This is a genomic window from Streptomyces sp. LE64 (genome assembly GCF_052606915.1).
Window position 1 is genome coordinate 6,372,336 of sequence record NZ_CP199708.1, and the last position, 19,882, is coordinate 6,392,217.

Here is a 19,882-nt window from a genome sequence, read left to right on the forward strand (position 1 = left end):
CCATGGCCTCCCAGGACGCCTTCCCCCCGTACGCCGACTACGCCACCGGCGAGCCCCTCGTGGACGCCAAGGCCCCCGGCGGACCCATCAACGAGCGCTGGGACACCCGACGGTTCGAGGCCAAGCTCGTCAACCCCGCCAACCGGCGCAAGCAGACGGTGATCGTGGTCGGCACCGGCCTCGCCGGCGGCTCCGCCGGCGCCACCCTCGCCGAGCAGGGCTACCACGTCATCCAGTTCTGCTACCAGGACTCGCCGCGCCGCGCCCACTCCATCGCCGCCCAGGGCGGCATCAACGCCGCCAAGAACTACCGCAACGACGGTGACTCGATCCACCGTCTCTTCTACGACACCGTCAAGGGCGGCGACTTCCGCGCCCGGGAGTCCAACGTCCACCGGCTCGCCCAGGTCTCCGTGGAGATCATCGACCAGTGCGTCGCCCAGGGCGTCCCCTTCGCCCGCGAGTACGGCGGACTCCTCGACACCCGCTCCTTCGGCGGCGTCCAGGTCTCCCGCACCTTCTACGCCCGCGGCCAGACGGGTCAGCAACTCCTCATCGGCGCCTACCAGGCCATGTCGCGGCAGATCGCCGCCGGCGCCATCGAACTGCACGCCCGCACGGAGATGCTCGACCTCGTCGTCATCGACGGCCGCGCCCGCGGCATCGTCGCCCGGGACCTGGTCACCGGCCGCATCGACACGTACTTCGCCGACGCCGTGGTCCTCGCCTCCGGCGGCTACGGCAACGTCTTCTACCTGTCGACCAACGCCATGAACTCCAACGCCACCGCGATCTGGCGGGCCCACCGCCGCGGCGCCCACTTCGCCAACCCCTGCTTCACCCAGATCCACCCCACCTGCATCCCGCGCACCGGCGACCACCAGTCCAAGCTCACCCTGATGAGCGAGTCGCTGCGCAACGACGGCCGGATCTGGGTGCCCAAGGCCCAGGGCGACACCCGCCCGGCCGCCGAGATCCCCGAGGACGAGCGCGACTACTACCTGGAGCGCATCTACCCCTCCTTCGGCAACCTCGTCCCCCGCGACATCGCCTCCCGCGCCGCGAAGAACGTCTGCGACGAGGGCCGCGGCGTCGGCCCCGGCGGCCAGGGCGTCTACCTCGACTTCGCCGACGCCATCCGACGCATGGGCCGGGACAAGGTCGAGGAGAAGTACGGCAACCTCTTCGACATGTACGCGCGGATCACCGCGGAGAACCCCTACGAGACCCCCATGCGGATCTACCCCGCCGTGCACTACACGATGGGCGGACTCTGGGTCGACTACGACCTGGAGACCACGATCCCCGGCCTCTTCGCGGTCGGCGAGGCCAACTTCTCCGACCACGGCGCCAACCGGCTCGGCGCCTCCGCGCTGATGCAGGGCCTCGCCGACGGCTACTTCGTGCTGCCGTCCACCATCAACGACTACCTCGCCCGCCACCCCCGCCCCGCCGACGAAGACCTCGGCGTCGACCACCCGGCGGTGCGGGAGGTCCTCGCCGAGACCGAGGACCGGTTGCGGCGACTGCTCTCCGTCGACGGTGACCGCACCCCCGACTCCTTCCACCGCGAGCTCGGCGAACTCATGTGGGAGTACTGCGGCATGGCCCGCAACGAGGCCGGGCTGCGCAAGGCGCTGGAACGCATCCCCCGGATCCGCGAGGAGTTCTGGCGCCGCCTCAAGGTCCCCGGCACCGGCGAGGAGTTCAACCAGTCGCTGGAGAAGGCCAACCGCATCGTCGACTACCTCGAACTCGCCGAGCTGATGTGCCTCGACGCACTGCACCGCGAGGAGTCCTGCGGCGGACACTTCCGGGAGGAGTCCCAGACCGCCGACGGCGAGGCGAAGCGCGACGACGACGCCTTCTCCTACGCCGCGGCCTGGGAGTTCACCTCCACCGGCACCGCCCCCGTCCTGCACAAGGAAGACCTGGTCTTCGAGTACGTCCACCCCACCCAGCGGAGCTACGCATGAAGCTCACCCTGCGCGTCTGGCGCCAGCAGAACGCCGAGTCCGACGGCGCCATGTCCACGTACGAGGTGGACCGCATCTCGCCCGACATGTCCTTCCTGGAGATGCTCGACACCCTCAACGAGGAACTCATCCTCAGGGGCGAGGACCCCGTCGCCTTCGACCACGACTGCCGCGAGGGCATCTGCGGCGCGTGCAGCCTCGTCATCAACGGCGACGCCCACGGCCCCGAGCGCACCACCACCTGCCAACTGCACATGCGGTCCTTCCGGGACGGCGACACCATCGACATCGAGCCCTGGCGCGCCGCTGCCTTCCCGGTGGTCAAGGACCTCGTCGTCGACCGTTCCGCCTTCGACCGGATCATCCAGGCCGGCGGCTACGTCAGCGTGCCCACCGGCTCCGCGCCCGAGGCCCACGCCACTCCGGTACCCAAGCCCGACGCCGACTTCGCCTTCGAACACGCGGAGTGCATCGGCTGCGGCGCCTGCGTGGCCGCCTGCCCCAACGGCGCGGCGATGCTGTTCACCTCCGCCAAGGTCAACCACCTCGGCGTGCTGCCCCAGGGCGCACCGGAACGGGAGACCCGGGTCCTCGACATGGTCACCCAGATGGACGCGGAGGGCTTCGGCGGCTGCACCCTCGCCGGGGAGTGCGCCACCGCCTGCCCCAAGGGCATCCCGCTGGTCTCCATCACCCGCATGAACCGCGAGTGGCTGCGCGCCACCCGCTCCGCCGGCGAGCGGTAGCCGCCGGCCCCGGGACCGTTCGCCACCCACCGCGAACGGACGGGGCCGGGAGGTGGTGCTCATCCCCGGCCCCGTCAGCCCGACCTGCTCAACGGCCCGCCACCTCCCGCGCGAGGTAGGGGGCGGTGCGGCTCCCCGCAGCCCGGGCCACCTCCCGCGGCGGCCCGGCGGCCACCACCCGACCGCCCTCGTCCCCGCCGCCCGGCCCCAGGTCCACCACCCAGTCCGCGTCCGCCACCACCGACATGTCGTGCTCCACCACGACCACCGTGTGCCCCGCCCCGACCAGCTTCCGCAACTGCCGCATCAACACCGCCACGTCCGCGGGATGCAGCCCGGTCGTCGGCTCGTCCAGCACGTACACCGCCGGCCCGCGCCGCACCCGCTGGAGCTCCGTGGCGAGCTTGATCCGCTGCGCCTCGCCCCCGGACAACTCCGTCGCGGGCTGCCCGAGCCGCAGGTACCCGAGCCCCACGTCGAGCAGCGCGTCGAGGCTGCGAGCCGCGACCGGCACGTCGGCGAAGAAGGCCGCCGCGGACTCCACGGTGAGGTCCAGCACCTCGGCGACGGTACGACCGCGGTACCGCACCCGGAGGGTCTCGGCGTTGTAGCGCGCGCCCCCGCACTCCGGGCAGGGTGCGTAGGTGCTCGGCAGGAACAGCAGCTCCACCGAGACGAACCCCTCGCCCTGGCAGGTCGCGCACCGACCGCCCGCGACGTTGAACGAGAACCGGCCCACCCCGTACCCCAGTTCCCGGGCCGCGTCCGTGCCCGCGAACGCCTTGCGGACCGCGTCGAACAACCCCGTGTACGTGGCCAGGTTGGAGCGCGGGGTCCGGCCGATCGGCCGCTGGTCGACGCTCACCAACCGTCCCACCCCGTCGAGCTCCTCGGTGATCGCGCCCACGAACGTCGACTTCCCCGACCCCGACACGCCGGTCACCGCGGTCAGGGCGCCCCGCGGCACCTCGGCGCTCACCCCGCGCAGGTTGTGCCGGGTGACCGGCCCGATGCGCAGCCGACCCCGGTCCGCACCGCCCGGTCGGTCCCCCGTCCCCGGCGGCGCGGCGGGGCGCTGCCCGAACAGGAAACGGGCGGTCGCCGAGTCCGGCACCCCCGCCAGGTCCGCCACCGGACCGCTGTGCAGCACCCGCCCGCCGTGCTCGCCCGCACCGGGCCCCACCTCCACCACCCAGTCCGCGTGCCGGATCACGTCGAGGTGGTGCTCCACCACGAACACCGAGTTCCCGGCCCGGCGCAGCCGGTCGAGGACCGCGAGCAGCGCTCGGACGTCCGCCGGGTGGAGCCCGGCGGACGGCTCGTCGAGGACGTACACCACGCCGAACAGTCCGGACCGCAACTGGGTCGCCAACCGCAGCCGCTGGAGTTCCCCCGCCGACAGCCCCGGCGCCGACCGGTCCAGGCTCAGATAGCCGAGGCCCAGCTCCCGCACGGGTTCGATCCGGGACAGCAGGTCGTCGACGAGGACCCGGGCGGTCGGCGAATCGTCCCGGTGCTCCCGCAGCACCCGCGCCAACGCGTCGAGCGGCAGTGCCGCGAGCCCGGCGACGTCCCGGCCGGCGAACCGCACCGCCAACGCCTCGGCCCGCAGCCGTCGACCGTCGCACACCGGGCACGGGGCGCTGTCCAGGAACCGCTCCGCCCGGGCCCGCAGGGCGGGGCTCTTCGAGTCGGCGAACGTCTTCAGCACGTACCGCCGGGCGCTGGTGTACGTGCCCTGGTACGGCCGTTGGATCCGGTCCGCCTCCCGGACCGGGTGCACGGTCACCACGGGCTGCTCGTCGGTGAAGAGGATCCACTCGCGCTCGGCCGGCGGGAGCTCCCGCCAGGGGCGGTCGACGTCGTGGCCGAGGGCGTCGAGCACGTCCCGCAGGTTCTTGCCCTGCCACGCGCCCGGCCAGGCGGCGATGGCGCCCTCCCGGATCGACAGCGACGGGTCGGGCACCAACAGCTCCTCGGTGGTCCGGTGCACCCGGCCCAGTCCGTGGCATCCGGGACACGCCCCGGCCGCGGTGTTGGGGGAGAAGGAGTCCGAGTCCAGCCGGGGCGCCCCCGGAGGGTACCTGCCGGCCCGGGAGAACAGCATGCGCAACGAGTTGGACAAGGTCGTCACCGTGCCCACCGAGGAGCGCGCGGTCGGCGTCGAACGCTGCTGCTGGAGGCTGACCGCCGGTGGCAGCCCCGTGATCCGCGCCACCTGAGGCGCCCCGACCTGGTGGATCAACCGCCGTGCGTAGGGGGCAACCGACTCGAAGTACCGCCGCTGCGCCTCCGCGTAGACGGTGCCGAACGCCAGCGAGGACTTGCCCGAGCCGGACACCCCGGTGAACGCCACCAGCGCGTCGCGGGGGACGTCCACGTCGACGCCCCGCAGGTTGTGCTCGCGCGCACCGCGGACCCGGACGTAGGGGTCGGGTTCGGGGAACGCTGGGGACACGGCTCCACTCCGGTGCGGGCGGGACGTCCGCCCCGGGCGGTGCCCGACGGCCCACCGGGACGGCACACCCCCACCTTCTCCGGTGCGGTGCGGTCCCGCCACCCGGGCCGGTCTCCGGTAGGAGTCGAGGAGCGCCCCGCGGGCGTCGACGCCGGTGCTCACACCGGCATCGCCCGGGCGCCGGCCCGGAGGGGGGCGGCTCCGGTGTCTCCTCGTCCGCCCGGTTCACCCCCTCCAAAGTCGCGACCGGGGCCCTGCTGTGACCAGACTGTTCCGTGCGAGACGGAAGGACCAGAGCGATGAGCTTGCCCGTGCCGGTGCACCGGCACGGCCGAAGGATCCGCCCGGAACGTCCTGCTGAACGCCTCGGCAACCACCGATCTGCTGGCGGTCGGTGCACTGCGCCGGGGCGGCCGGTTCGGGCTGCAACTCGGCCCCGTCGCCCCCACCCCCTGCCACCACGCCCGGTGCCCCGTGGCCGTGGTTCCCCCACACGCATCAGCACCGTGATCGCAGCGGCCTCCGACGACGCGACGAGGGACGCCCCGCCCGCTGCCGGCCCGTGCCCGACGCCCCCGCTGACGAGGGGCTGACCCGTGGCCGCGTGGATCTGGGAGTACGAGGGGTACGAGCCGGATCACGAGAGGGTTCGGGAATCCTTGTGCGCGCTCGGCAACGGCGTCTTCGCCACCCGTGGCGCGGCCCCCGAGTGCGCCGCGGACGCCGTCCACTACCCGGGCACCTACGCCGCGGGCTGCTACGACCGGCTGGTCTCGAACGTGGCAGGACAGCAGGTGGAGAACGAGGACATGGTGAACCTGCCCAACTGGCTTCCCCTGCGCTTCCGCCTCCCGAACGGTGCGGACACCTCTTGGCTCACACCGGACACGCATCCCGTCCACGGCCAGCGCCTGAGGCTCGACCTGCGTTCCGGCGTCCTGGAACGCACCCTGTGCTACGAGGCCGACGGCCGTCGACTCGCCGTGCGGCAAGTACGGCTCGTGCACATGGCCCACCCCCACCTCGCCCTGTTGCGCACCGAACTCACCGCCGAAGGCTGGTCCGGCGAGATCGAGGTGGAATCCGCGATCGACGGGACGGTCACCAACAGCGGTGTCGAACGCTACCGGCAACTCGCCGGACACCACCTCGCGCACGTCCGGGCCGGCGCCCCTGCGCCGGGCACGGTGTGGCTCAGTTGCCGCACGGCCACCTCCGGCATCCGCGTCGCACTGGCCGCACGGACCACCGTGGAGGGCAACGCCGTTCCGAACGCCGGAGTGTCCACGGACGGACGGGCCGTGCTCGCCTTCCGCGTGCCGCTGACCGACGGGCGACGGATCACCGTGGACAAGACCGTCGCCCTGCACACCTCGTGCGACCGGGCCATCAGCGATCCCCTGCACGCAGCGCTCGACCGGGTGGCGCGGGCTCCGGACGCGGACGCACTCCTGGAATCCCACCGGGCCGCCTGGGACCGACTCTGGCGCAACGCCGAGTTCGACGTGCCGGGCGAAGCGGGCTCGATCCTGCGGCTCCACCTCTTCCACGTCCTGCAGACCCTCTCCCCGCACACCGTCGACCTGGACGCCGGCGTCCCCGCCCGGGGGCTGCACGGAGAGGCGTACCGGGGGCACGTCTTCTGGGACGAACTGTTCGTCCTGCCCTACCTCAACCTCCACTTCCCCGAGGTGTCCCGCGCCCTGCTCACCTACCGCCACCGACGGCTGGAACGCGCGTGCGACGCCGCCCGCGACACCGGCCGCACGGGCGCCCGCTACCCCTGGCAGAGCGGTAGCGACGGCCGGGAGGAGACGCAGCAGATCCACCTCAATCCACGCTCCGGCCGATGGCTGCCCGACCACTCCCGTCTCCAACACCACGTCGGTTCGGCCGTCGCGTACAACGTGTGGACGTACTGGCAGGCCACGGGGGACACCGACTTCCTCCACGCACGGGGAGCGGAGACGATCCTCCAGATCGCCCGCTTCTGGGCGGACACCGCCGTGTACGACACCGGGCTGGGCCGATACCGCATCCGGGGCGTGGTCGGCCCCGACGAGTACCACGACGCCTATCCCGACAGCGACGCGCCGGGCATCGACGACAACGCGTACACCAACGTCACCGCGTCCTGGGTGCTCACCCGCGCCCTCGACGTGCTGCGCACCCTTCCGGCGCCGCTGAAGGACGAACTCCTCGGGCGCACCGGCCTCGACACCGGCGGGACCGAGCACTGGGAGGACGTCTCACGGAAGCTGTACGTCCCCCACCACCAGGGGGTCATCAGCCAGTTCGAAGGCTACGGCGACCTGGCCGAGCTCGACTGGGACGACTACCGCCACCGCTACGGGGACATCCGAAGGCTCGACCGCATCCTGGAGGCCGAAGGGGACACCGCCAATCGCTACCAGGCGTCCAAACAGGCGGACGTCCTGATGCTCGGATACCTGTTCACCCCGTCCGGACTGGGGGAAGCCTTCCACCACCTGGGGTACGACCTCGACGAGGCCTCCTGGCAACGCACCGTGGACTACTACCTACGCCGCACCAGCCACGGCTCCACCCTCAGCAGCCTCGTCCACGCCTGGACACTGGCCCGTGCGCGGCGCACCGAGGCATGGGCGTTCGCCCGGGAGGCCCTGATGGGCGACATCGCCGACCTCCAGGGCGGCACCACCGGCGAGGGCATCCACCTCGGGGCCATGGCCGGCACCCTCGACCTCGTCCAGCGCTGCCTCACCGGCCTCGAACCCCGCCCGGAAGCCCTACGGCTCGACCCCCTGTCCGTGCTGTACGCCGGATCCGAGGCGTACGGCTTCGCGATCCGCTACCGGGGGCACTGGGGAATCCGGCTCCGGCTGAGCGCCGGCCGACTGCAGGTGTCGGTACCGGACTCCGACCTGGCGCCCGTCCGCATCGAGCTCCCCGACCGCACGGTCTCGGTGGCACCGGGGGAGACCTGCACCGCGAGCTTCCCGGACCGCCCGGGCCGCCGGCGGCACACCCGGGCCGACGGACCGCCTCCTGACAGTGAGGATGTACGTGAGCGTTGCCCGGCGGGGTCTGACCCACCTCCTGACTGACTCCCCCGGTGAGCGCAGGTAGCCGTCGTGGCCGATCGCGGGGAAGAGGCGCAGAGGTTGGACCAGCCGGGCGGGACGTGGGGCCCGGTCCGCGCCAGGGCATCGGTTCGGTGGGGTGGTTGCCGCCGTGGGCCGCCGCACGCGCGCACCGGATCGGTGACCCGGACCGTCCTGCACCAGGCCGCGACACCCGTGGCCGTGGTGCTCCGCGAGTGAGAGGCCCATGGCAGACGGTGGCCGGGGTCGCTCTACTCCGCCGGTCCCACCCGCCCGGGCGTGCCCACGGCCGCCCGAGGCGGGATGCTGGAGATGTCGTTCCGGGTCCACGGTGGCGCTCGCGGAAGCGTGGGTGCCACGAGCGAGGGAGGCGGGGCATGGGCACCCCAGGCAAGCCGGACCGTGACGCGGAGAGCGGGCCCCCGACGCCAACCGTGGCCGAACGGGTCGAGTTGCGTCGGGTGCAACAGGGACTCTCCACGGCCGAGCTCGCGCACCACGCGCGGATGTCCCCGCCGTACCTGCGCCGTCTCGTCGAGGACGGAAGCTTCGACCCGGACGGACTGGCCCGGGTCGCCGCCGCCCTGGGCACGACGTACGACGAGCTGCTCCACGGTCGTGCCGACCCTCCGCCGGGGCTGGGGGAGGCCACGGGACACGCCTACCTCGCACGGCTCTCGGAACGGGAGTGCTGGGAACGGCTCGGCACGCACGGCGTGGGGCGCCTGGGGCTGCGGGGAGACCAGACGCCGGTGATCCTGCCGGTCAACTTCCTCGTCGACGGCAGGAGCATCGTCTACCGCACGGAGCCGGGGAGTCCCGCGGCGGTCGAGTCGGGCACCCCGATCTCCTTCGAAGCCGACCACCTGGACGACGCCAGGAGTCGTGGCTGGAGCATCCTGGTGACGGGAGTGGCCGAGTCCGTGACCGACGTCGAGACCTTGTCCGCACTCACCCGTCGCACGGGCTCGCGGCCCTGGGCCGAAGGAAGGCGGACCCGCTGGATCAGAGTGGTGCCGAGGGAGGTCACCGGACGCGATCTGCGCACCCGCTGAGCCATCGTCCCCGGGGTGCAACTGCCGGTGCCCGGTGGACCCGTCTCATGCGTGCGGAACGACAGCCACCGGCCAGCGGGCGTGGCGGAGGGCCGCATCGCCCGGGCGTGCCGTACCGACGGGGAGGCCCGTCGCCCGACCACCAGGGAATCCGGCTCCCTCCGCCGCCTCGACCACGGTCCGGGCGGGGCACCCGAGACGGACCGAGGAGGCCGCGACAGCAGTGGGGTGCCGCGCCTGAACTGCCCGGGCCGGTGCCCCTGGCGTCGAGCGGCCCCGGGCGGAGGCCGAGCCGTCGTTCCCGGGCGGGGGCCCGGGGATGATTCCCGCCATCCGTGCTTCGCCCGGGGAACGAGGGAATCCAAGGGGCGCATGGGGTTGTGCGGACGTGAGACTTCCCTCATTTTCGGCCATCGTCCGACCCGGTGGCGGCCCGTCACGGCGGTGCCGGAAGGGGGGCGCGGCCCCCGCTGCGGGGCCGCGCGGTCAGTCCTCGATGCGGAAACCGACTTTCAGACCGACTTGGAAGTGCTGCACCTCGCCGTCCTCGATCTGGCCCCGGACCTGCGTGACCTCGAACCAATCGAGGTTGCGGAGGGTGCGTGAGGCCCGGGCGATTCCGTTCCGTACGGCCTGGTCCAGCCCCTCGGTGGAGGTGCCGACGATCTCGGTCACCCGGTACGTGTGGTCGGACATGAGTGCTCTCCTCTCCGCCTCATGTTGGCGTCCCCCTTCACGGTAAACTCACAGAGCTCACTCAGCCTCTTGACCTGCGTCCTTGACGCGTACCAGACTTCGAGCCCACCCGTATGGAGCCGACGCTCTTCCCCCACATCGGGTTGATGTTCCCCTTGCTGTTGGAAGAAAGCGACCCATGTGATGCCCCGCCGCCGGACCGTCCTCTCGCTAGCCCTGGGCACCACCGCAGCCCTCGCCACCGGGTGCAGCATCCTGCCGGGTGGGGGTTCGGGAGGCCGCACGATCACCATGTGGCTGATGAAGGACAGCGCTTCCGATGCGTTCCTCGACGAGTTCAGGGAATGGTTCGGCAAGGAACACGGCGACGTCGAGTTGAAGGTCAAGATCTTCGAGTGGGAAGGCATCGGTCAGAAGATCAGGGAGGCGCTCGACTCCAAGAGCGGCGGCCCGGACGTGATCGAGGTCGGGAACACCCAGGTCGCCCAGTACGTCGACGAGGGCGGGCTGCTGGAACTCACGTTGGAGTCGGCGCGTGACTTCGGCATGGAGGACTGGGTCACCGGCCTCTCGGAGCCGGGACAGTTCAACAACCGCCAGTACGGCATCCCCTGGTTCGCCGCCAACCGCGTGGTGATCTACAACAAGGAGCTGTGGGAGCAAGCCGGCATCAAGAAGGTGCCGCAGACCCGTGACGAGTGGCTGGCCATCACCAAGACCCTCAACAGCGGCAACGTCCAGGGCATCTACCTGCCCGGCCAGGAGTGGTACACGCTGGCCGGTTTCATCTGGGACGAGGGCGGGGACCTGGCGACCGACCGCTCCGGCAACTGGGAGGGCTCCCTCGACACCGAGGAAGCCCGACGGGCCATGGACTTCTACGCCGAGTTGCAGGCCCTGGGCAAGGGGCCGAAGCGGTCGGACGAGAAGAACCCCGACCAGGCCGTGGAGTTCGCCCGCGGCAACATCGCCCAGATCGTCAGCCTGCCGAGCGCCGCCGCCAAGATCAAGGAAACCAACGCGGAGGTGGCGGAGAAGCTGGGCTACTTCCCCATCCCGGGGAAGACGGCGAACCGCAAGGGCTCCGTCTTCATCGGCGGCTCCGTCCTCGTCGTCCCCGAGAACACCTCGGACCGCCGGGGGGCGGTCGCCCTGATCCAGGCGTTGACGGGCGAGAAGTGGCAGACCGAGCTGGCCCGGACCATGGGCTACGTGCCCAACAAGACCACCCTCGCCCGGGTCGTCGCCGGCGAGCCCGGCGTCGCCGCGATGGCCGAGGGGTCCGTGCGCGGCCGGGCCACCCCCAACTCCCCGAACTGGGGCAAGGTCGAGCTGGACAACCCCATCAAGAAGTACATGACGGCGGTGCTCACCGGTAGCGACCCCGCCAGCGAAGCCAAGAAGGCGTCGATGCTGATCACGCGGGCCCTGGGCTGACCCCGTGCGCCGGTGCCCGTTCGGGCACCGGCGCCGGTCCGCTCAGCGGGCCGTGCTCAGCGAGAGCGCGAACCGCCCCGCCCGGTCCGTCCACCAGCGGGTGACCTCCCACCGGGCCGCGGCCAACTCGGCCCGGACGCCCGCCTCGCGGAACTTCGCCGACACTTCCGTGCGCAGTTCCTCCCCGGCCTCGAAGTCGACGGCCAGGTTCACCGCAGGCACCTTCACGGTCACCGCGGTGCGGGCGCGCAGCCGCATCTCGATCCACTCCCGCTCGGCGTCCCACCGGGCGACGTGTGCGAAGTCGTCGAGGTCGAAGTCGGCCCCCAGCTCGCGGTTGATCACGGTGAGGACGTTCTTGTTGAACGCCGCCGTGACCCCGGCGGCATCGTCGTACGCCGCGACCAGCGTCGCCTCGTCCTTCACCAGGTCCGTCCCCAACAGCAGCGCGTCCCCGGGAGCCACCAGGGAGCGCACCGAGTGCAGGAACGCGGCCCGCTCCGCGGGCAGCAGATTGCCGATCGTGCCGCCGAGGAACGCGACCAGCCGCGGACCGGGGGCGTCGACGGGCAGGTCGACGGCCGTGGTGAAGTCCGCGATCAGGGCGTGGACGTCCAGCGCGGGCCGCTGGGCGAGCAGCGCCGCCCCGGCCTGCTCCAACGCGCTCGCACTGACGTCCACCGGAACGTAGGTCCGCAGTCCGACCAGGGCGTCCAGCAGGTGGCGGGTCTTGTCGGAGGACCCCGACCCCAGTTCGACCAGGGTCCGGGCCCCGGTCGCCGCGGCGATCTCGGGCGAGCGGGCGAGCAGGATCTCCCGTTCGGCCCGCGTCGGGTAGTACTCAGGCAGGGTGGTGATCCGGTCGAACAGGGCGCTGCCCCGCGCGTCGTAGAACCACTTGGGCGGCAGGGTCTTCGGGGTTCGGATCAGACCTGCGCGCACATCGGCGCGCAGCGCCGCGCCCGAGGCGTCCTCGGGCAGGGTGCGGGTGAGGCGGAACGGGCTCACGGGACGGGCTCCTTGAGCGGGGTCAGATGGACTTCGGTGGCGGTGGCGGTCAACAGGGTCCGGTCGGGCACCTGCCGCCACCGGGGGTCGTCGTCGTAGGGCTCCGACGCGACCACCGTGCCGGTGCCGGGCCGCCCGGACGGATCGGAGAGCACGAACAGGGAGTCGCCCCACGCGGTCGCGGCGACGGCGGACCCGTCGGCGAGCAGGAGGTTCAGCCGGGAGTCCGGAGCCGCCTCGGCCACCTGCGCGACGGTGTCCGCGAGGGCCCGCCCCGGCGCGACCCCGTCGGTGAGCCGCCGCAGCACCAGAGCCCACACCAGCGCCGCGTCGCACCGGGCCGCGAGCGACAGCAGGTCGACGGGCGGCAACTCCGCGGCGAGCGACACCACCGTGTGCGGCCAGCCCCGCACCGCCCCGTTGTGGCTGAACAGCCACGGGCCGAAGGCGTAGGGGGCCGCCGCGGCCTCCCCGTCGGCGTCCGCCACGGTGGCGTCCCGCACCGCGCCCACCAGGGCCCGGGTGCGCACCACCCGGGCGAGGTCGGCGAAGGACAGGTCGGCCCAGATCGGCCCGGTGCGCCGGTACCGGGCCGGTACCGGGTCCCCGTCGGCGTACCAACCGACCCCGAAGCCGTCCGCGTTGACCGTGCCGTGCCGTTGGCGGCGGGGCGCCCACGCCTGGCGGTGCAGGGCGTGCGGCGGTGCGGTCAGCAGCGCCCCGAGCGTCGTTTCCGCGCCCACGTAGGCCAGGTGGCGGCACATCAGCGCACCCCCTCCCGGGGGCCGCCCCGGTCCGGGGCGGCGTCACGGGCGGTGCGGAAGCCCGAGAAGATCTGCCGCCGCACGGGGTGGTCCCAGTTGCGGAAGGTGCCCCGACAGGCCACCGGGCCCACGGCGAACGAACCGCCCCGCAGCACCTTGTAGTCGCCCCCGAAGAAGACCTCCGAGTACTCCCGGTACGGGAAGGCGGTGAAACCGGGGTACGGCTCGAAGCCGCTCGCCGTCCACTCCCACACATCACCGATCAACTGTCGGACGCCCAGGAACGATTCCCCGGCCGGGTAACTGCCCGCCGGTGCGGGCCGTAGGTGCCGCTGCCCCAGGTTGGCGTGGTCGGGGCCGGGGTCGGCGTCCCCCCAGGGATAGCGGGCGGACCTACCGGTCGCCGGGTCGAAGCGGGCCGCCTTCTCCCACTCCGCCTCGGTCGGCAGCCGGCGCCCCGCCCACCGGGCGTAGGCGTCCGCCTCGAACCAGCCCACGTGCAGCACCGGCTCGTCGGGCACCACCGGTTCGGTGACCCCGAAGGAGCGCCGCAGCCACACCCCGCCCTCGCGGCGCCAGTACAGGGGGGCGTAGATCCCGTGCGCGCGGATGTGCTCCCAGCCGCGCGGCTCCCACCAGCGCGGGTCGTCGTAGCCGCCGTCCTCGACGAACCGCTGGTACGCCGCGTTGGTCACGGGGACGGTGTCCAGGAAGAACGGGGGCACCGTGCGCCGGTGCGCGGGACGTTCGTTGTCCAGCGCCCACGGCTCCGCCGAGGTGCCCATGGTGAACGCTCCACCGGGCACCAGGACCTCGTGGGGGCCGGTGAACGCGGTCGCCGGCCGGGGGGCCGGCGCGGTCAGCACGGCCGGCCCGGTGCGCAGTTGGTGGGTGATGAGCATCGTCTCGTCGTGCTGCTGCTCGTGCTGGGCGATCATCCCGAAGGCGAAGCCGGCGTCGTGCAGCGGTGAGCCGTGCACGGGGGCGGCGTCCAGGACGTCCAGGGCCCGACCGCGCACCTCCGCCGCGTAGGCGCGGGCCTCGGCGGGGGCCAGCAGCGGCAGCGAGGGCCGCTCGGCGCGCGGGTGCTCGAACGCGTCGTACAGCGGGTCGATCTCCGGGCGCATCGCCCCCTGCCCGGCCACCGCCCGCAGCAGCCACTGCTCCTCCTGGTTGCCGATGTGCGCGAGGTCCCACACCAGCGGTGACATCAACGGCGAGACCTGCGAGGTCAACTCCCCGTCCGTGACGCACTCCGTCAACAGGGCGGTGCGTTCACGGGCGCCGAGCAGGGCCTCCCGGGCACGTTCGCGCACCGCATCGGGGTCCCTCGGCGTGGTGTCGGCGGACTCGGTCATGAGCTGGGGTCCTTCCCACGGGGGGCGAAGCCCTCGATCGACTCGTCGGCCGGGCAGCGTCCGCGGTGCACGAAGCGGTCCGCGTAGGCCGCCACGGCGGAGGTGACGCCGGCGGACGCACCGAGGCGGGGCAGCGCGGACAGGGCGGCGTCGAAGCAGACCCCGGCGGCCTCCCGCAGTTCCGGGTCGCCGAGCGCCTGCCGCGCGGCCGTCAGCCACAGCTCGCTACCGGGAGCCGGTGCGTCGTCCCGTTCGGAGAGCGACTTCACGCACCGGTAGGCGGTCTCGGTGGCCTCCGTGTCGTCGAAGAGGGCGGCCGTCACGGCCAGCGGCACGATCCATCCGTCCTCCCCGGGCTGGGCGTCGATCATCCGCAGCTCCAGGTGTCCGCGCGGACGAACCGGCGGGAACAGGGTGCTGATGTGGTAGTCGAGGTCGGAGCGGGTCGGCGGGCGGGGCAGCCCGCCGCGTATCCAAGAGCGGAAGGTCAGTCCGTCCGGCACCAGCCAGGGACCTTCCTCGGTGCGCACGCACATCACCGGGGCGTCCAGCACCCGGCGGGCCCACCCGGCGCGGGGCTCGGCCCCCAGCGGCGGGGCGGCGGAGCGGCCGGGCTCGATGTCCGCCCAGAGCGCCTGCCGGGTGGAGCGCCATCCCGTCAGGCGGCCCCGGGCCAAGGGAGAGTTGGCGAACGCTGCCACCAGCACCGGCCCCAACAGGTGGGCCAGTCGCCAGCGGCGCCCCAGGCCCAGCGGCCCGGGCTCCTCGTACCCCGCGTCCACGCACACCTGGACCGAGGCGGACGAGCACATCATCATGCGTCCGGCGGGCCCGGCGCGGTCGAGGTAGGTCTCCATGGCCGCGTACCGGGGCGCCCGGAGCCAGCGCACCGGACCGCACCACGGGTCCGTGCCGACCCCCACGAGGGCGAGCCCCAGCGGACGCAGGGCCGCCCGTACGGTCGCCAGGTCGCTCGCCACCTCCGTGACGCACTCGGTGAGCGCGGGCGCGGGCGCGGAGCTGAGCTCCAACTGCCCCCCGGGTTCCACGGTGAGCGCCGAATGCAGCGGCAGCGTGCGCAGCAGGGCGTACAACTCGTCCAGACGGGCTCGGGGCACCTGCTCGTGGGGCCGGTCGACGGCGCGGACCAGCCATTCGAGTTCGACGCCGAGGGTGCGGGGCGGGCCGGTCTTGAAGCAGATGCCGCGGACCAGCTCTTCCGTGTCCGCGTCCGAGAGCAGGGTGCTGGAGTGAGTACAGTCACTCTCTGACATGGCCGGGACCCTCCAAATCCTCAGGTGGAGTTCCTGGAACCGACCGGGCCGGGATGGCCCGGTTCGGTGGTACTCGTCCACCCAAGACGGTCGGCACCGTCCGCACAAGGGTGCCCGCGACCCTCGATCGGACGATGCGGCCGGATGCTTCGACGGCACGCCCCGGCGGAGTGCCCCGGGGCGCACGCGGTGCTCGGCCCTGAGCACAGCATGGGACAGCGGGGGTGCGCGCGCGACCCGGGTCGACGCCCCGGAGCGTGCCCGCGCCACCGTTCGCCCGTACGTCCGCCCCGGGCCCCTTCCGGTCGTCGGACCGGTGCGTCCCGGGGCCCGGGTGCGACGGGGTGCGGCACCCTGCCCGGCCGTCCTGCGGCCCACGGGTGGTACCCCGCGCCGTACGGCGTCTACCTCCGTCGCGCCGCCCCTACGGACAACGCCCGACGCCTGCCTCCCGCACTGAGCTGATTCGGGTACCCATCGTGCTCGCCGCGGCGGGCGGGGGCCGACCCCCGCGGCGGCTCAGGGCCAGCCGTGGAGCGTGCGCAACCGTGCGACCACGCCCTCGAACCGGGGCCGGTCCAGTGCGCACGCCTCCCGGCGCATGCCGTCCTCGTGGACGCGCAGGAGCCGGTCCAGGTCCACCCAGGAGTCACGGCCCTCGCGGTCCCAGGGGCCGCTGCCGATCGGCACCCAGGTGCGGTCCTCGTGCGGCTTGCTCGACAGCGGCACGGCCAGCAGGGTGCCGGTCGCCTCGCGGGCCACGACCAGCACCGGCCGGTCCTTGCCGCGGCCGTCGCCCTCCTCGAAGGGCACCCAGGTCCAGACGATCTCGCCCGGATCGGGGTCCCCGTCCGGATCGGGGGCGTAGTCGGTGCGGACCCGTACGGCGGTGTGCGCCGCGACCTGCCGGGTGGCGTGCGGGCCGGAGCGACCGGCGGCGTCGGGACCTTCGGGGAAGTCGGTCATGGGCGCCACGGTAGGAGGACCCCGCCGCCTTCGCCGGGTGGGGAACCGCAGGCGGGTGAGGGGCCGAGGTCCGCCCGTGGCGCCGGATCGGCCCCCCTCCGGCCTGAACAATAGTCAACAAGCGTTACCAGAAAGGCAGTTGGCCGATTCCAGGTAGGCCGAAAATACCGCTCGGTCCCATGGAAGGATGCGGAGCGTCATGGTGCAGATACCCGAGCAGCCCGTCGTGCGCGTATCCGATCAGTCAGCCGAGCGGGAGCCCGTACCGCGGCGTGCCCCACGCCTGACGGACTCCCCGTCCACCAAGCCCGCACACAACGCCAGTCCCACTCCGTCCCGTTCCTCCCCCAGACCCCTCACCCGCGCGGTGCCCACCAGCGCCGACGTCGCCCGCCTCGCCGGAGTCTCCCGAGCGACCGTCTCCTACGTCCTCAACAACACCAGCGCCGTGCGGATCAGCGAACCCACCCGGCGCCGCGTGCACGAAGCCGCCAAGGAGCTCGGCTACGTCCCGCACGCCGCCGCCCGCAGCCTGAGGGCAGGGCACAGCCGCATGGTCCTCATGCCCACCCCGGCCGTGCCGGTCAGCCCGCTCTACAGCCGTTTCCTCGGCGAACTCCAATGGGCCCTCGGCCGTTTGGACTACACGGTCGTCCAGTACGGACGGGTGGGCCTGAGCGGGGAGGAAGCCGCCCGGGCCTGGGCGGAACTACGGCCCGTCGCCGTCCTCGCCCCCGGGGTGCACGACCTCGGCCCGCGCAGCGTGTCCCTGCTCAAACGGTCCGGGGCCCGAGCGGTCATCACCTTCGGCCCCCGACAGGTCACCGGAGCCCACGCCCTGCTGATGGACCAGCACGCGGTCGGGCGCACGGCCGGTGCCCACCTGGTCGACCGCGGGCGACGGCGCATCGGAGTGATCGTCCCCGAGGAGAAGGGGTTCGAGGCGCTCTCCCGGCCGCGCACCGACGGCGTCCGGGAGAGCGCCGACGAATCCGGGGCCGAAGTGGTCGAGGTCCCCCTCCGCTACGACGAGACCTCCGCCGCCCGACTCGCCGCCCGCTGGCGCGACCTCGGACTCGACGGGGTCTTCGCCCACAACGACGAGTACGCGATGCTCCTGATGCGCGCCCTCCAGGACGAAGGCATCCGGGTACCCGACGACACCGGGCTCGTCGGCGCCGACGACCTCATGCTCGGCCGGTTGCTGCGCCCCCGGCTCACCACCGTGCGCACCGAACTGCCCTCCGGTCAGGAACTCGCCGCACTGGTCGACCGGGTCGTCCACGAGCCGGCGGTGGAGCCCCTCACCCGGCAACTCCTCGGCGCGGTCCTCGTGGAGCGCGAAAGCGGTTGACCCCGCCCGGTCGGACCGCGCACCGCGGTTCGACCGGGAAAGTCCGGCACCGGCCGGGCGGCCCGCGCGGTGCCACAGCCCGCCGGCCGCCCGGCCCCGTACGTCCGCGCGGCGATCCCGGCGACCGCGTACCCCTCGCACCACCCCGTGGCCCGCCGGACGCGGCGACCCCGGGCGCACCACGACCGACCCGGCCCGACCTCGGTGAAAGGGAAACCCGCGATGACCCCGCTCCACCCCATGACCTGGCAGTCGCCCGTCGTGACGGGCCCGTGGTACGACGTGATCGAACCGGCCACCGACGCCGTGCTCACCCGGGTGCGCAGCGCCGGACCCAGCGACGTCACGGCCTCCGTCGCCCGGGCCGCCGCCGCCCAGCGGTCCTGGGCCGCGCGCCCCGCCGCCGACCGCGCAGCCGTGCTGCGCCGGGCGGGGGACCTGCTCGTCGCCCACGGCGACGAACTGCGGGAGTGGTTGGTGCGCGAATCCGGCTCGGTGCCGGGCAAGGCCCACTTCGAACTCTCGGTGGCCACCCAGGAGTGCTACGAGGCCGCCGCCCTCGCCACCCGCCCCACCGGCCAGGTGCTCAGCAGCACGGCCCCCCGCCTCGCGTACACCCAGCGGGTGCCCGTGGGCGTGGTCGGGGTCATCGCGCCGTTCAACGCCCCGCTCGTGCTGTCCCTGCGCTCGGTCGCCCCGGCGCTGGCGCTCGGCAACGCCGTCGTCCTCAAGCCTGACCCCCGCACGGCCGTCTCCGGCGGGCTCGCCCTCGGCGCCCTCTTCCACGCCGCGGGCCTGCCCACGGACCTCCTGCACGTGCTCCCCGGCGGCCCCGACCCCGGCCGGCAACTCCTCGTCGACCCCCACGTCCCCGTCATCTCCTTCACCGGCTCCACCCGAACCGGCCGCTCGGTCGCCGAGACCGCCGGACGGCACCTGAAGCGGACCCACCTGGAACTCGGCGGGAACTCCGCCCTGATCGTCCTCGACGACGCCGACCTGGAGGCCGCACTGTCCGCCGGAGCCTGGGGGACCTTCTTCCACCAGGGCCAGATCTGCATGACCACCGGTCGCCACCTCGTCCACGCCTCGCACTACGAGGAGTACGTCGAACGGCTCGCCGCCAAGGCCGACGCCCTGATCGTGGGGGACCCCCACCGGGACAAGGTCCACCTCGGGCCGCTCATCGACCGGGAACAGACGCGCACCGTGCACGACCTGGTCAAGGCCAGCGTCGCCGCCGGCGCCGTGATCCGCGCGGGCGGCACCCACGACGGCCCCTACTACCGGCCCACCGTACTGACCGGCGTCGACGACGACACCCCCGCCTACGCCCAGGAGGTCTTCGGGCCGGTCGCCCCCGTACGCCCCTTCACCACCCTCGACGAGGCCGCCGCCTTGGCCGCCGCCGGTCCGTACGGGCTCTCCCTCGGCATCATCACCCGGGACGCCGCCCGGGGCCGGGAACTCGCCGAACGCATACCCACCGGCATCGCCCACATCAACGACCAGACGGTCGGGGACGAGGCCCTCGCCCCCTTCGGCGGAACGGGCGTGTCCGGCACCGGCACCCGGTTCGGCGGCGACGCCAACGCCGACGCCTTCACCGAACTGCGCTGGATCACCGTCGACGCGGACGTCCCCGCACATCCCTTCTGACCTGAGCGAACACCCCGTCCACAACAACGCCCGGTGGCCGTCGAGGGC

The 19,882-nt window shown here is 73.0% G+C and carries 14 protein-coding genes; 7 read left to right on the forward strand and 7 right to left on the reverse strand.

Annotated features, from left to right (window positions below; genetic code table 11):
• The first annotated feature begins 2 nt into the window (after positions 1 to 2).
• Positions 3 to 1,976 (forward strand): fumarate reductase/succinate dehydrogenase flavoprotein subunit, encoded by a 1,974-nt coding sequence (locus ACSMX9_RS28325; RefSeq protein WP_445398258.1) that lies wholly within the window; start codon positions 3 to 5, stop codon positions 1,974 to 1,976.
• The gene (locus tag ACSMX9_RS28330) at positions 1,973 to 2,722 is read left to right on the forward strand and encodes a succinate dehydrogenase/fumarate reductase iron-sulfur subunit (RefSeq protein WP_445398260.1); all 750 of its coding nucleotides are present in this window, start codon (positions 1,973 to 1,975) and stop codon (positions 2,720 to 2,722) included. The genes ACSMX9_RS28325 and ACSMX9_RS28330 overlap by 4 nt, the downstream gene beginning before the upstream one ends.
• 88 nt (positions 2,723 to 2,810) lie before the next feature.
• Here ACSMX9_RS28330 and ACSMX9_RS28335 read toward each other — a convergent pair whose 3' ends face one another.
• The gene (locus ACSMX9_RS28335) at positions 2,811 to 5,180 is read right to left on the reverse strand and encodes an ATP-binding cassette domain-containing protein (protein WP_445398262.1); all 2,370 of its coding nucleotides are present in this window, start codon (positions 5,178 to 5,180) and stop codon (positions 2,811 to 2,813) included.
• A gap of 596 nt (positions 5,181 to 5,776) precedes the next feature.
• Between ACSMX9_RS28335 and ACSMX9_RS28340 the strand changes: the two genes are divergently transcribed.
• Together ACSMX9_RS28340 and ACSMX9_RS28345 are read left to right on the forward strand one after the other, a co-directional pair.
• The gene (locus ACSMX9_RS28340; RefSeq protein WP_445398264.1) at positions 5,777 to 8,266 is read left to right on the forward strand and encodes a glycoside hydrolase family 65 protein; all 2,490 of its coding nucleotides are present in this window, start codon (positions 5,777 to 5,779) and stop codon (positions 8,264 to 8,266) included.
• 374 nt (positions 8,267 to 8,640) lie between these two features.
• A complete protein-coding gene (locus tag ACSMX9_RS28345; RefSeq protein WP_445398266.1) occupies positions 8,641 to 9,318 on the forward strand; it encodes a helix-turn-helix domain-containing protein in 678 nt (225 codons plus the stop codon).
• A 486-nt stretch (positions 9,319 to 9,804) separates the two neighbouring features.
• Here the strand turns inward: ACSMX9_RS28345 and ACSMX9_RS28350 are convergent, their stop codons facing one another.
• Positions 9,805 to 10,014: a dodecin gene (locus ACSMX9_RS28350; RefSeq protein WP_445398268.1), complete on the reverse strand. Its 210-nt coding sequence runs from the start codon at positions 10,012 to 10,014 to the stop codon at positions 9,805 to 9,807.
• A gap of 183 nt (positions 10,015 to 10,197) precedes the next feature.
• On the opposite strand from ACSMX9_RS28350, the gene ACSMX9_RS28355 reads away from it, so the two are divergent.
• Positions 10,198 to 11,451 carry an extracellular solute-binding protein gene (locus ACSMX9_RS28355; RefSeq protein ID WP_445398270.1) on the forward strand — a complete coding sequence of 418 codons (1,254 nt, stop codon included), beginning with the start codon at positions 10,198 to 10,200 and terminating at the stop codon, positions 11,449 to 11,451.
• A gap of 42 nt (positions 11,452 to 11,493) precedes the next feature.
• Here the strand turns inward: ACSMX9_RS28355 and egtD are convergent, their stop codons facing one another.
• From egtD to ACSMX9_RS28380, 5 genes are all read right to left on the reverse strand, one after another.
• Positions 11,494 to 12,459, reverse strand: coding sequence for an L-histidine N(alpha)-methyltransferase (gene egtD, locus ACSMX9_RS28360; RefSeq protein ID WP_445398272.1), 966 nt, complete (start codon positions 12,457 to 12,459; stop codon positions 11,494 to 11,496).
• Positions 12,456 to 13,223: an ergothioneine biosynthesis protein EgtC gene (gene egtC, locus ACSMX9_RS28365; protein ID WP_445398274.1), complete on the reverse strand. Its 768-nt coding sequence runs from the start codon at positions 13,221 to 13,223 to the stop codon at positions 12,456 to 12,458. The genes egtD and egtC overlap by 4 nt, the downstream gene beginning before the upstream one ends.
• Positions 13,223 to 14,581 carry an ergothioneine biosynthesis protein EgtB gene (gene egtB, locus ACSMX9_RS28370; RefSeq protein WP_445398276.1) on the reverse strand — a complete coding sequence of 453 codons (1,359 nt, stop codon included), beginning with the start codon at positions 14,579 to 14,581 and terminating at the stop codon, positions 13,223 to 13,225. The genes egtC and egtB overlap by 1 nt, the downstream gene beginning before the upstream one ends.
• Positions 14,578 to 15,855, reverse strand: a complete 1,278-nt coding sequence (gene egtA / locus ACSMX9_RS28375) for an ergothioneine biosynthesis glutamate--cysteine ligase EgtA (protein ID WP_445398278.1) — start codon at positions 15,853 to 15,855, stop codon at positions 14,578 to 14,580. Before egtA ends, egtB begins: the two co-directional genes overlap by 4 nt.
• Before the next feature lie 519 nt (positions 15,856 to 16,374).
• Positions 16,375 to 16,821, reverse strand: a complete 447-nt coding sequence (locus ACSMX9_RS28380) for a type II toxin-antitoxin system PemK/MazF family toxin (RefSeq protein ID WP_445398280.1) — start codon at positions 16,819 to 16,821, stop codon at positions 16,375 to 16,377.
• A gap of 367 nt (positions 16,822 to 17,188) precedes the next feature.
• Here ACSMX9_RS28380 and ACSMX9_RS28385 point away from each other — a divergent pair, with 367 nt between their 5' ends.
• Complete coding sequence (locus ACSMX9_RS28385; protein ID WP_351241797.1) at positions 17,189 to 18,175, forward strand: LacI family DNA-binding transcriptional regulator; 987 nt, start codon at positions 17,189 to 17,191, stop codon at positions 18,173 to 18,175.
• 222 nt (positions 18,176 to 18,397) lie between these two features.
• The gene (locus ACSMX9_RS28390) at positions 18,398 to 19,834 is read left to right on the forward strand and encodes an aldehyde dehydrogenase family protein (RefSeq protein ID WP_445398282.1); all 1,437 of its coding nucleotides are present in this window, start codon (positions 18,398 to 18,400) and stop codon (positions 19,832 to 19,834) included.
• Positions 19,835 to 19,882: the final 48 nt, after the last annotated feature.